A 12,624-nucleotide genomic window follows, 5' to 3' on the forward strand; every position below is an offset into this window, starting at 1 on the left:
GTCGGGAGGGGAGAAGCAGTAGGGCCGCCTCCCGACTCGGGAGGCGGCCCTACTGACCGTGTGGGCGATACTGGGTTTGAACCAGTGACCTCTTCCGTGTCAAGGAAGCGCGCTCCCACTGCGCCAATCGCCCGTGCCTGTTACCGAGGTGGGGACGGGATTTGAACCCGCGTACACGGCTTTGCAGGCCGTTGCCTCGCCTCTCGGCCACCCCACCGAGGTTGCCCCCGTCGAATACGTGGCGGCAGCTCCGAGCGGACGACGGGATTCGAACCCGCGACCCTCACCTTGGCAAGGTGATGCGCTACCAGCTGCGCTACGTCCGCGTACCCCCGGGCTCACCCGGTGACGGATGGAAACTCTAGCCGAGCGGTCGGACCGATGCCAACTCGGGCCGCCCGACGGCGCGTCCGGCCGACGCGCGGGTGTGCGCCACCACCACCCGTAGAGCATCCTAGGAGGTTGGGTCGCCAGCCCGGGCCGCGCCCGCCGGCCCCGGTCGCGGTGGGACACTCCCGACGCGCCGACAGCGTGCTGTCCGGCTTCCGACTCCGACCTGCCCGATCGGGCGGCTCGGTAACTCCCTGTGCTCGTGTTGATAGGTTACCGTAGCGGCGTGACGAGACGTGCCGCCGCCGATGTCCGCCTGGATTCCCTGCTGCGCACCGCGTGTGACGTGATCGTCGAGCGTGGACTCGCCAACACCCGCACCGCCGACGTGGCCGCCGCCGCCGGAGTCAGCCAGGCACTGGTCTTCTACCACTTCGCCACCAAGGAACGGCTGCTCGCCCAGGCCTTCGCGTACGCCGTCGAGCAGGAGCTGGCCCGGCTCGACGCGGTGCTCCGCGCCACCACCCCGCCGCTGACCAAGCTCCGGCGCATCCTGCGCCTCTACACCCCCACCGGCCGCCCCTGGACGATGTGGATCGACGGCTGGGCCGAGTCGCTGCGCACCCCGGAACTGGAGAAGGTCTGTCGCCGGCTCGACCTGCGCTGGCGGCAGGACCTGGCGGCGGTCATCTCGGCCGGGGTGGCCGACGGGACCTTCGACTGCGCCGACCCGGCCGGGGCCGCCTGGCGGATCAACGCGGTGATGGACGGGCTCGCCGTCCAGCTCGCCGTCCACCAGCGGGTCATCTCCCGTCGGCAGTTCGGTGAGTGGATCCGGCTGGTCACCGCCCGGGAACTGGGCCTCGACCCGGTCCAGCTCGTCTGAGTCGGGCACCCCGAGGCCATTGCCTCCGTCGGGCCGGCCTGGTAGTCACGTATTCGCATGCGTACCCACGCCTGCCTCGGGCCGGCGTCGCGCCGGACCCGCTCCCACAAGGAGGTTTCGTGCCCAGACCGGAGTGGACACCCCGAACGAGCCGGCTGCGACGCCGGCTCGTTCCCGTATTGGCGACCACCGCCGTGGTCGCCGCCCTGCTGCCCGGCGGGGGCACCGCCACGGCCGCACCGGGCGGCACCGCGACCCCGGCCCCGGGCCGCTCCGGCTCGTTCGCCGACGACCGCCACCAGGCCGCCGACGTCGACAACCGCACCGGCACCGTCACCCCCGACGCCCGCCAGCGCGGCCTGGCCCGGGCCGCCGACGTCCCGGTGCGGTGGAACCGGTTCGGCACCCCGCACGCGCTCGGCCCGGCCCGGCTCGCCACCGGCCTGCCGGCCGACCCGGAGGCCGCCGCCCGGCGCTACCTCACCACGCAACGTGACCTGTTCGGGCTGGACGCCGACGCGGTGACCGCGCTGGACCGGGTGCTGGTCCGGCGGATCGGCGACGGAGCGGTGGTCACCCTGCGGCAACGCTTCGGGGATCTGCCCGCCGGCCACGACGGCCTGGTGACCGTGGCGGTCGCCGACGGCACCGTGCTCTCGGTCAGCTCCTCGCTCTCCCGCGACTCCTCGGCCCCCGCCCCGGCCACCCGCACCGCCGAGCAGGCGTACGCCGCCGCCCTCGCCGACGCCGGCCTGGACGCCGCCGGGGTGGCCAGCCACCGGGTGCGCCAGGTCGCCGTGCCCACCCCGGTCGACGGCAACCGGGCCGCGTACGAGGTGACCCTGATCGGCCGGGACGGCGACCATCCGGCCGCCTTCACCACCTACGTCGACGGGATCAGCGGGGCGGTGCTGGTCCGCGAGGACCTGGTCGACTTCGACTCCGACAACCCGAGCTGGGCGGTCTACCCGGCCACCCCGCCGCAGGACCTCGCCCCCGGGGAGGACCCCCGGGTCCGCTGGTGCGCCAGCCCCGCACCCGACTGCGTCGCCGCCTTCCGCGACCCGGCGAGCGGGCAGCCCTGGGACGTCGACCTGGCCACCGGGACGCCCACCGGCACCACCCGGGGCAACTCCGCCAACACGGTGGTCTCCTGGGGGGCCGGCAGCCCCATGGTCAACGCCCCCGACCGCCCGGACCGGCGGTACGAGTACCCGTTCACCGACCAGTGGCACCAGTCCCGCTGCAACCCGGCGGCGTTCACCTCCGCCCAGCGCAACGACGCCGACGCCGCCACCGCCAACCTGTTCGCCATGCACAACCGGATGCACGACTGGGCCTGGCACCTCGGCTTCACCGAGGCCACCTGGAACCTCCAGGCGGTCAACGTCAGCGGCGCCGGCCTCGGCTCCGACGCCGAGCAGGGGCGGGCCCAGCAGGGCGCGCTGAGCGGCAACCGGAACAACGCCAACCAGTCCACCCCGCGCGACGGGCTGCCGCCGAGCACCAACATGTACCTGTGGCAGCCGCAGGCCGGTGGGCCGTACCCGCCGTGCGTGGACGGTGACTACGACATGACGGTGATCGGCCACGAGTACACCCATGCGATCACCAACCGGATGATCGCCGGCCCGGACACCGGGATCGGCGGACACCAGGGCGGGGCGATGGGCGAGTCGTGGAGCGACCTGCTCGCCGCCGAGTACCTCTACGAGCACGGGCTGCGCGCCCCCGGCGAGACGCCCTTCGTCACCGGCGGTTACGTCACCGGCAACCTGGTCAGCGGCATCCGCAACTACGACCTGAGCCGCAGCCCGCTCAACTACTCCGACGTCGGCTACAACACCGGCGGCCCGGCGGTGCACGCCGACGGGGAGATCTGGGGCGCGACCAACTTCCGGATCCGCGCCGCCCTGGTCAAGAAGTACGGCCTGGGCACCCCGACGCGGCAGCTCGACTGCGCCCAGGGCCGGGTGGCCGCCGGGAACTGCCCGGGCAACCGGCGCTGGGTGCAACTGGTCTTCGACTCGTTCCTGCTCCAGGCGGCCAGCCAGGTCAGCATGCTCGACATGCGGGACAACCTGCTCACCGCCGACCGGCTGCGCTTCGGCGGGGCCAACCAGGAGCTGATCTGGGCCGAGTTCGCCCGCTCCGGGATGGGCCGGGACGCCGCCACCGTCGGCGCGGCCGACACCGACCCGACGCCCAGCTTCGCCAGCCCGGCCGGGGGCAACGCCACGCTGACCCTGCGCACCCGGGGCGACAGCACGGACGCCCCGGTCCGGCTCTACGTCGGCGACTACGAGGCGCGGGCCACCCCGGTCGCCGACACCGACCCGGCCACCCCGCTACCGGCCACCTTCGAGGCCGTCGCCGGGACGTACCAGGTGCTGGCGGTCGCCCCGGGCTTCGGCCACCAGCGCCTCGAGGTGGTCGCCAAGGCGGGCCAGCAGGGGTACGTCGACCTGCGGCTCAGCCGCAACCTGGCGTCCACCGCGTCGGGGGCGACGATCGCCGGTGACGGGGTGAACCTCGACCGGATCGGTGACGACACCGAGGCCACCAACTGGGCGTCGCTGACCGGGGTCGCCGGCAGGCAGGTCACCGTGACCCTGCCCGGCGGCACGCCGCAGCCGGTGCAACGGGTAAACGTCAGCGCGATGCTCCGCCCGGCGATCACCGGGGACGCCGACCCCGGTGCGCAGAACGCGCTGAGCGCGCTGCGGTCGTTCGCGGTGTCCACGTGCAACGCGACCACCACGGACTGTGCCGACCCGACCCGCTGGACCCGGATCTACACCAGCGCCGACGACGCGTTCCCGGGCGGGAAGTACCGGGCCTACAGCCGGGACATCATCCTGCGGTCGTTCCGGGTGTCCAGCACCGTCGCCACCCACGTCCGGCTGGAGGTGCTGGCCAGTCAGTGCACCGGCGGGCCGGCGTACGCCGGCGAGCAGGACGACGACCCGGCGACCCGGACCGACTGCGCGACCGCCAGCCCGGCGCGTGACCAGGTGCGGATCGCCGAGTTCCAGGTGTTCGGGAAGTGAAACCCGCCGGGGCCGGGTGGTGGCGCCACCCGGCCCCGGCGGCCCCCGATCACCGTCGGACGGTGGTCCAGCGGACCGGGCGACGGACCGGACGGTCGTCGCCGCCCTCCACCCCGTCGGCCGCGGTCCGGGTGAGCTGCCGCAACCGCATCAGCAGGCCGACGCCGAGGAAGAGCAGCAGCCCGCCGAGCAGGAAGGCCGCCTGCACCACCCCGAAGCCGCCGCTCTGGTTGGCCGACCGGTTCGCCGCGGCCGGTGGCGGCACCTCGGCGAGGGCCTCCTCGGTCGGCTCGGCCTCCTCCGTCGGCTCCAGCACCTCCTCGGTCGGCTCCGGCGACGCGGTGGTCGGCTCGGGTGCCGCCGTGGTGGGCGGTGGCGCGGTGCCGACGACCTGCCGGGTGGCGCTCTGTCGGGCGAGCAGCCGCAGGTTCGGGTCGTACGCCTCGGCGGCCATGGTGATCCGGCCGCGGGTGACGTCCTCGGCGAAGGCCACCCGGTAGGTGGCGGTCACCGTGCGGTCCGGGCAGAGGGTGCCCGGGTCGAGCTGCCGGTCGGTCAGCCGGGCCACCGCACCCTCGGTCCGGATCTCCAACGGGAACGACCCGGTCTCCTCCACCCGGTCCATCTTGACCTGGTCCAGTCGCAGCCCCTGCACCGAGAGCACCATCGACCAGCGGACCTTCACACACCCGCCGTTGCCCTTGCGGGACACCACCGCCGAGACCGTTCGTACCTGGTCACCGGCGGTGAACTCGTCCGGCAGGCCACTCAGCTCGGTGGCGAAGCGGTCCGCCGCCGAAGCCGGTGCCGGCCCGGCGAGCCCTGTCCCCGTGAGGCAGGCCAGCACCGCCCCGACCCGTAGCGCGTTCCGCCACACCATCACCACCGCCTCGTCCTCCCGTCGGTCTTGTCCACTCGCCACGCTATGAGGAGGATGGGGAAGCCGGTAGACGGGCGTGTTCGCGCCGATCGGCAAGTGCGGGGCGGGTTAACACCGACAGTGGTGAACCGGTCACGCCCTCCCCACGACACGCCGGGAACCGGTGTGGGGAAGCACCCGTCTGCGGGTGGTGCGGGGGTGCCGGCCGGCGACTGACATCCTGGGCGGGTGTCCGAACTCTCCGCGGCCTTCGTCCGGCTGCACGCCCGGCTCACCCCGGTCGCCTTCGTCCCCGAGGTGCGGTTGCACCAGGCCGACGAGCCGATCGGCCTGTGGGAACTGACCGAGGGCGAGTTCCGCAGCGCCCAGCCGCCGCCGTTCTGGGCGTTCGCCTGGGCCGGCGGGCAGGGGCTGGCCCGCTATGTCAGCGACCATCCGGAGGTGGTCGCCGGCCGCCGGGTGCTCGACCTCGCGTCCGGCTCCGGCCTGGTCGCCATCGCCGCCGCGAAGGCCGGCGCGGCGGCCGTCCGGGCGGTGGAGATCGACGAGCGGGCCGTCGCCGCCGTCGCCCTCAACGCCGAGGCCAACGGGGTACGCGTCGACGCCGAGCTGGCCGACGTCCTCGACGCCGACGCCGGGGACGCCGAGGTGCTGCTCGCCGGGGACGTCTTCTACAGCGAGGCGATGGCCCGGCGGGTGCTGCGTTTCCTGCTGCGGGCCGCCCGGTCCGGTGCCCGGGTGCTGGTCGGCGACCCGGGCCGGGCGTTCCTGCCCCGGGAACGCTTCCGCGAGCTGGCCGCCTACGACGTGCCGGTGCCGGTGGCGCTGGAGAGCGTACGGGTGAAGCGCACCACGGTCTGGGAGCTGGATCCCGCCCCGCCGGGGGCCGCCCGCTAGCGTGTCCGGGTGCTGTTCCGGAGCTGGGAGGCGTCCGACGTCGAACCCTGGCCGGACGTGGCCACGGTGGTCGACCGGGTCGGCGGCGCCCACCTGGTGGTGACCCGGCACGCGCTGGTCCGGCAGGTGCTCGCCGACCCGGTGACCTGGCGGCCCGACAACGCCCTGGACGCGGTGACCCCGATCCCGGTGGCCGCGTTGCGGGTGCTCACCGGGCACCGGTTCCGGTTGCCGCCGACGCTGGCGAACAACGCCGGCCCCAGCCATCCGGAGATCCGCTCGATCGTCGCCGAGGCGCTGCACCCGACCCGGGTGGCCGCCCAGCGGCCGTGGCTGACCGCGCTGGTCCGGGAGCGGACCGCCGGCATCACCGCCGCCCTGGCCCGTGGGGAACCGGTCGACCTGCACGCCCGGCTCGCCGCCGACCTGCCGCTGCTGGCGCTGGCCCGGCTGGTCGAACTGCCGGACGCCCCGGTGAGCGCGGTGAAGTCCTTCGCCCGGGCCGCGCTGGAACTGTTCTGGGCACCCCTGGACGCCGACCGCCAGCAGACCCTGGCCGCCGAGGTGGGCCGGTTCCACGCGGTGCTGCGGGAGTTCGCCGGTGCCGGCGGCGGGTTGGCCGCCCGGCTACGCGCCGCCGGGCACTCCCCGGACGTGGTGGTCGGGGCGCTGTTCTTCCTGCTGGTCGCCGGCCAGGAGACCACCAGTCAGTTCCTCACCCTGCTGCTGCACCGGCTCACCGGCGAACCCGCGGTACGCGCCGGGTTGCGGGCCGGCACCGTCGCCGTCGCCGACGTCGTGGAGGAGGGCCTGCGGCTGGAACCGCCGATCGTCACCTGGCGACGGATGGCCGCCACCGACACCACGCTGGGCGGCACACCGGTGCCGGCGGGCAGCTCGGCGCTGCTGTGGCTGGCCCACGCCGGCCGCGACCCCGAGCTGGTGGCCGACCCGGCCGGGTTCCGCCCCGGGCAGCGCGGGTCGCGCCGGCACCTGGCCTTCGGGGCGGGGGCGCACCGCTGCGTGGGCGCGCAGTTGGCCCGGCTGGAGGCGGCGGTGGTGGTCACCGAGGCGGCACCGCTGCTGGACGAGGTGACGGTGGTCCGCGCGCCGTGGTGCCCGGACAACCTCACCTTCCGGATGCCGGACGCGTTCGTGGTGCGCCGCACCCGCCTGCCCTGAGCCCCGGCCCGCGTTCCGGACGCGTTCGTGGTGCGCCGCACCCGCCCTGAGCCCCCGGGCCGTCTTCCCGCCCGACGGCGGGTGTCCCGTCGATTGCTCCCCGGTCTGCCGATGTTCGCCAATCGCCCCGCCACCTGCCCGGACAGGCGTAACCGCTGCTCACCCCCGAGGGTTGAACCCGACGTGACGCCCCGCGCCACACCACCCGGGAGGTCAGCGTGCACCCCAACCCAACCCCCCGTTCCCCCAGCCCTCTCCCCTCCCTCCCCTCCCTCCCCTCCCTCCCCCCTCCACCCCCGCCCCCGCCCCCGCCCCCGCCCCCGCCCCCGCCCTCCCGAGTTGATCAAGAGGTTTTAGTCAGATCAAAGATCAACAGTGGCCTAAACCTCTTGATCACCGGGGCGAGCCGGGCCGGGGCGAGCCGGGCCGGGGCGAGCCGGGCCGGGGCGAGCCGGGCCGGGGCGAGCCGGGCCGGGGCGAGTTGGGGCGGGGCGAGCCGGGGCGGGGCGAGTTGGGCGGGGGGTGGATCGTGGGGGTGGGGGTGAGGTGGTCGGCGGTTCGGGCCGACCTGCCGGCGTCGCTCGTGGTGTTCCTCGTGGCGTTGCCGCTCTGCGTCGGGATCGCCGTCGCCTCCGGCGTACCGGTCGAACTCGGCCTGGTCACGGGGGTGGTCGGCGGGCTGGTGGTGGGGCTGATGCCGGGCAGCAGTCTCCAGGTCAGCGGGCCGGCGGCGGGGCTGACCGTGCTGGTCGCCGAGGCGGTGGACCGCTACGGTCTGGCCGGTCTCGGGACCATCGTGCTGGTCGCCGGTCTGCTCCAGATCGGGCTGGGCCTGCTGCGGCTCGGCCGGTGGTTCCGGGCCATCACGGTGGCCGTGGTGCACGGCATGCTCACCGGGATCGGTCTGCTGCTGGTCGCCGGCCAGCTCCACGTCCTGGCCGGTGCGGACACGCCGCCGACCGGGATCGCCGGCCTCACCGGGCTGCCGGCCGTGGTCGGTGCCGTCACCGGCTCCGGTACGGCACGGGTGTCCCTCGCCGTCGGTGCGGCCACGCTCGTACTCATGCTGCTCTGGGACAGCATGCCGCGCCGGCCGGGCCTGGTCCCCGGGGCGTTGGTCGCCGTGGTCGCCGCGGCCGGGGTGAGCGCCATCCTACGGCTGCCGGTCGACAGGATCGAGGTGGCGGGGCTGCTCGCGGCGATCGAGCCGTCGTTCGGGCACTGGACGGCCCTCACCGATCCGGGGCTGCTCGCCACCATCGTCACGTTCGCGCTGGTCGCCTCGGCGGAGAGTCTGTTCAGCGCGGCGGCGATCGACCGGATGCACGACGGTCCGCGCACCGACTTCGACCGGGAACTCGTCGCCCAGGGAACCGGCAACACCGTCTGCGGCCTGCTCGGTGCGTTGCCGATGACCGCCGTCATCGTGCGCAGCTCCGCCAACGTGCGGGCCGGCGCGCGGACGAAGGCCTCCCGGGTGCTGCACGGGGTGTGGCTGCTCCTCTTCGTCGCCGCCGTACCCGGGCTGGTCGGGCTGATCCCGATGCCGGCGCTCGCCGCCGTGCTGGTGCACGCCGGGTGCAAGCTGCTGCCGTGGCGGGTCCTGCCCGAGCTGTGGCGGGAGCACCGGGGGGAGGCGGTGGTGCTGGTGGTGACCGCCGCCGCGATCCTCGGCACCGACCTGTTCACCGGCGTCCTCGTCGGCCTCGGGCTGGCGGTGGCGAAGACCGCCTGGGAGACGTCCCACGTGCGGGTCACCGTCCACGACGACGCCGACCCGGTGCACGTGGCGATCAGCGGGAACGCCACCTTCCTGCGGTTGCCCACCATTCTCACCACGCTCGACGGGCTGCCCGACGACCGGAGGGTACGGCTGGACCTGGCTGGCCTGCGGCACGTCGACCACGCCTGCCGGGCCGCCCTGGACACCTGGATCGAGACACAGAACCGCACCGCCGACGTCGGCGTGCAGGTGGTCACCCCCCGGCCGGCGCCGGACGACCGGCCGCGACCGGTACCGGCCGCCGACTGAGGTCGTCCAGCGACGCGGCAGGGGAACGCTCAGCCGGCGTCCTCGGCCCAGGCCCGCCAGTCGTCGAGCACCCCGTGCAGGTCGGGGGTGAGCCAGCCCGGGGCGGACCGGCGGAAGACCCCCGGGTCCATCGCCCCGGCACCGGTCGGCAACGCGCCGAGCAGGTTCGGCACCAGCTCGGTCAGGTTCGCCCAGTGCACCAGCTGCGGCTCCGCCGGCCAGGCGCCGATCACCACCCCGGCGGGGACCGCCCGACGTTCCAACGCCTCCATGGTCAGCGCGGTGTGGTTGAGGGTGCCGAGGCCGGCGCGGGCCACCACCACCGCCGGCGCACCCAGCGACACGGCCAGGTCGGCGACGGTCCACGCCTCCCCCGACGGCCGCAGCCCCATCGGCACCAGCAGCCCGCCGGCCCCCTCGACGAGCACCAGGTCGTGCTTGTCGACCTCGGCCCGGATCGCGTCGACGGCGGTGTACAGCTCCAGCGGCTCCAGCCCGGCGACCCGGGCCGCGGCGAGCGGGGCGAGCGGGTCCGGGTAGCTGGCCAGGGTGCGGCCGGTCAGCGGGGCGGCCAGGCGGGTCACCGCGTCGACGTCGCCGGGATCACCGGTCGCCGTACCCGTCTGGCCCGGTTTGACCACCGCGACCCGGAGCCCGGCGGCCTGCGCGGCGGCGGTGATCGCCGCCGTCACCACCGTCTTGCCGACCTCGGTGTCGGTCCCGGTGACCAGCACCGCGCCCTTCCACCCGCTCACGGGGTCACCCGACCCGGTGAGCGCGGGGCGCCGGTCACGCTCACGGCAGCACCTCCGGCTGCGGGGCACACTCCACGATGGTCTCCAGGGCCTGCGCGAAGGCCTCCCGGGTCACCCCGGCCGAGAGGGTGAGCCGGAGCCGGGAGCGGTGGTCCGGGGTGGACGGCGGGCGGAAGCAGCCGACCGCGACCCCCCGTCCCCGGCAGGCGTCGGCCCAGGCGGTGGCGGCCTCCGGGCCGGGGGCGGTCACCGACACCACCGCGGCGTCGGGGGTGGAGACGGTCAGCCCGGCCGCGCTGAGGCGACGTACCGCGTACCGGGCCCGGTCGGCCAGCTCGGCGCGCAGGTCGTCGGCGGCCCGGGCCAGTGCCACGGCGGCCCGGACCCCGGCGGCGACCGCGGGCGGCGGTGCGGTGTCGAAGATGAAGGTCCGCCCGGTCTCCACCAGGTGCCGGACGAACTCGGCGGGAGCGGCGACCACCCCACCGGCACCGCCGAGCGCCTTGGACAGGGTGGCGGTGACCACCACGTCCGGCGCACCGGCGAGCCCGGCGGCGGCCACCGCGCCGGCACCGGCCGGGCCGGTGACGCCGAGCCCGTGCGCGTCGTCGACCAGTAGCAGCGCGCCGTGCCGCCGGGCGACGGCGTGCAGCCGGGCCAGCGGGGCGAGATCGCCGTCGACGGAGAAGACCGACTCGGTGACCACCACCGCCGGGCGACCCGGCGCGGCGGCGAGCGCGGCGGCCACCGCGTCGACGTCGGCGTGCGCGGTGACCACCGTCTCCGCGCCGGAGATCCGGCAGCCGTCGATCAGCGAGGCGTGGTTGTGGGCGTCGGAGACGAGCAGGGTACGCGGGGAGACCAGGCCCCGGACGGCGGCCAGGTTGGCCAGGTAGCCCGAGGAGAAGACCAGCGCCCGTTCGACGCCCAGCCAGTCGGCCAGCTCGTCCTCCAGCGCGTGGTGGGGGTCGGTGGAACCGCGGACCAGGCGGGAGCCGGTGGCCCCCAGCCCGTAGCCGGAGAGTGCCCCGGCGGCGGCGGCCACCACCGCGGGGTGGGTGGCCAGGCCCAGGTAGTCGTTGCCGGCCAGGTCGACCATCGGATCACCGGCGGCGCGGGGGCGCAGGGTACGGGTGAGCCCCGCCTTCGCCCGCAGCTCGGCGCGGCGGTCCAGGGCCGCCAGCCAGTCCGCCACCGTCATCGCCTCCCTCCACCACTCGTGCCGCCCACCCGGCCGGGTGCGCCACCGTCGGCCGAGCGCCCGCCGGGGCCTACCGTCGACCGACCGGACGGCCCGCCGACGGCCGCCCGGCGCGTGTCGGCGGCGGGCGGCGACGTTGCCGTCGCCGGCGAAATTACCACCCGCCGGGCGGGCACCGGCGTGGCGCGGGCTCGCCGCACCGATGCCCCGGAGCCGGCGACCGGACCGGCCGGCGGACCTCCACCCGCGCCGGCGACCGGACCGCCGCAGTCCGCCACCGGCACCGCCGGAGCCGCCACCTGGCGCCGCCGGGAGGCCGCCGCCGGGCCGGGCCGGGGGTGGGCCACCGCCCGGATGCGCGGGCGTTTCCCGGCCCGCACCGGCCTTGTAGGGTACGAGCCATGCCAGAGATCCTCGACCAGGCCCGGACCCAGGTGCTGGGCGACGGCGTCGGCCTCGACCAGGCCGGTGTCCTCGCCGTGCTGAACCTGCCCGACGAGCACGTCTCCGCCGCCCTCCAGCTCGCCCACGAGGTGCGGATGCGGTGGTGCGGCCCGGAGGTCGAGGTCGAGGGGATCGTCTCGCTCAAGACCGGGGGCTGCCCGGAGGATTGCCACTTCTGCTCGCAGTCCGGCCTGTTCACCTCGCCGGTCCGGTCGGTCTGGCTGGACATCCCGTCGCTGGTCGAGGCGGCGAAGCAGACGGCGGCGACCGGGGCGAGCGAGTTCTGCATCGTGGCCGCCGTGCGCGGCCCGGACGACCGGCTGATGAAGCAGATGCGCGAGGGGGTCGCCGCGATCCGGGCGGCGGTCGACATCCAGGTCGCCGCGTCGCTCGGGATGCTCAGCCAGGAGCAGGTCGACGACCTGGTCGAGATGGGTGTGCACCGCTACAACCACAACCTGGAGACCTGCCGCTCGTACTTCCCGAACGTGGTCACCACGCACTCCTGGGAGGAGCGCTGGGAGACCCTGCGGATGGTCCGCGAATCGGGCATGGAGGTCTGCTGCGGGGGCATCCTCGGCCTCGGCGAGACGGTCGAGCAGCGCGCCGAGTTCGCCGCCCAGCTCGCCGAGCTCGACCCGCACGAGGTGCCGCTGAACTTCCTCAACCCGCGTCCGGGCACCCCGCTCGGTGACCGCCCGGTGGTGGAGGGCCGCGACGCGCTGCGGGCCATCGCCGCGTTCCGGCTGGCCATGCCGCGCACCATCCTGCGGTACGCGGGCGGCCGGGAGATCACCCTCGGTGACCTGGGCACCCGGGACGGCCTGCTCGGCGGAATCAACGCGGTGATCGTCGGCAACTACCTGACCACGCTGGGTCGGCCGGCGACCGCCGACCTCAAGCTGCTCGACGAACTGAAGATGCCTGTCAAGGCGCTCTCCGCCACCCTGTGAGGCGACGATGACCG

At 75.1% G+C, this 12,624-nt stretch carries 9 protein-coding genes and 3 tRNA genes; 6 read left to right on the top strand and 6 right to left on the bottom strand.

What is annotated here, in order from left to right; genetic code table 11:
* Nucleotides 1–61 precede the first annotated feature (61 nt).
* The 3 genes from GA0070623_RS09840 to GA0070623_RS09850 all read right to left on the bottom strand — a co-directional run bounded on the left by GA0070623_RS09840 (nucleotide 62) and on the right by GA0070623_RS09850 (nucleotide 326).
* Nucleotides 62–133, bottom strand: a tRNA-Val gene (locus GA0070623_RS09840).
* Nucleotides 134–146: 13 nt separating this feature from the next.
* Nucleotides 147–217 (bottom strand) — tRNA-Cys (locus GA0070623_RS09845).
* Between the two features lie 36 nt (nucleotides 218–253).
* Nucleotides 254–326: transfer RNA gene (locus tag GA0070623_RS09850), tRNA-Gly, on the bottom strand.
* Nucleotides 327–616: 290 nt separating this feature from the next.
* On the opposite strand from GA0070623_RS09850, the gene GA0070623_RS09855 reads away from it, so the two are divergent.
* Nucleotides 617–1,216, top strand: coding sequence for a TetR/AcrR family transcriptional regulator (locus tag GA0070623_RS09855; RefSeq protein WP_067315129.1), 600 nt, complete (start codon nucleotides 617–619; stop codon nucleotides 1,214–1,216).
* Between the two features lie 119 nt (nucleotides 1,217–1,335).
* Nucleotides 1,336–4,266 (top strand): M36 family metallopeptidase, encoded by a 2,931-nt coding sequence (locus GA0070623_RS09860; RefSeq protein ID WP_084261624.1) that lies wholly within the window; start codon nucleotides 1,336–1,338, stop codon nucleotides 4,264–4,266.
* 49 nt (nucleotides 4,267–4,315) lie between these two features.
* On the opposite strand, the gene GA0070623_RS09865 is transcribed toward GA0070623_RS09860, so the two are convergent.
* Nucleotides 4,316–5,188, bottom strand: coding sequence for a hypothetical protein (locus GA0070623_RS09865; protein ID WP_231932740.1), 873 nt, complete (start codon nucleotides 5,186–5,188; stop codon nucleotides 4,316–4,318).
* A 186-nt stretch (nucleotides 5,189–5,374) separates the two neighbouring features.
* Here GA0070623_RS09865 and GA0070623_RS09870 point away from each other — a divergent pair, with 186 nt between their 5' ends.
* From GA0070623_RS09870 to GA0070623_RS09880, 3 genes are all read left to right on the top strand, one after another.
* On the top strand, nucleotides 5,375–6,043 hold the full coding sequence (locus tag GA0070623_RS09870) for a class I SAM-dependent methyltransferase (protein ID WP_067315134.1): 669 nt from the start codon (nucleotides 5,375–5,377) through the stop codon (nucleotides 6,041–6,043).
* Nucleotides 6,044–6,052: 9 nt separating this feature from the next.
* Nucleotides 6,053–7,225 carry a cytochrome P450 gene (locus tag GA0070623_RS09875; RefSeq protein WP_067315136.1) on the top strand — a complete coding sequence of 391 codons (1,173 nt, stop codon included), beginning with the start codon at nucleotides 6,053–6,055 and terminating at the stop codon, nucleotides 7,223–7,225.
* Nucleotides 7,226–7,760: 535 nt separating this feature from the next.
* A complete protein-coding gene (locus GA0070623_RS09880; RefSeq protein ID WP_172898386.1) occupies nucleotides 7,761–9,257 on the top strand; it encodes a SulP family inorganic anion transporter in 1,497 nt (498 codons plus the stop codon).
* 29 nt (nucleotides 9,258–9,286) lie between these two features.
* Here the strand turns inward: GA0070623_RS09880 and bioD are convergent, their stop codons facing one another.
* Both bioD and GA0070623_RS09890 read right to left on the bottom strand, forming a co-directional pair.
* Nucleotides 9,287–9,991, bottom strand: a complete 705-nt coding sequence (bioD, locus tag GA0070623_RS09885; RefSeq protein ID WP_067314986.1) for a dethiobiotin synthase — start codon at nucleotides 9,989–9,991, stop codon at nucleotides 9,287–9,289.
* A 61-nt stretch (nucleotides 9,992–10,052) separates the two neighbouring features.
* Nucleotides 10,053–11,207 (bottom strand): 8-amino-7-oxononanoate synthase, encoded by a 1,155-nt coding sequence (locus tag GA0070623_RS09890; RefSeq protein WP_067314984.1) that lies wholly within the window; start codon nucleotides 11,205–11,207, stop codon nucleotides 10,053–10,055.
* 407 nt (nucleotides 11,208–11,614) lie between these two features.
* On the opposite strand from GA0070623_RS09890, the gene bioB reads away from it, so the two are divergent.
* Complete coding sequence (bioB, locus tag GA0070623_RS09895) at nucleotides 11,615–12,610, top strand: biotin synthase BioB (protein ID WP_067314980.1); 996 nt, start codon at nucleotides 11,615–11,617, stop codon at nucleotides 12,608–12,610.
* The last annotated feature ends 14 nt before the right edge of the window (nucleotides 12,611–12,624 follow it).

Source organism: Micromonospora rifamycinica (genome assembly GCF_900090265.1).
Lineage (GTDB): Bacteria > Actinomycetota > Actinomycetes > Mycobacteriales > Micromonosporaceae > Micromonospora > Micromonospora rifamycinica.

Excerpts from the sequence above, each read along its gene's own strand:
- bioB (WP_067314980.1), top strand. The coding sequence starts at position 11,615 with ATGCCAGAGATCCTCGACCAGGCCCGGACCCAGGTGCTGGGCGACGGC.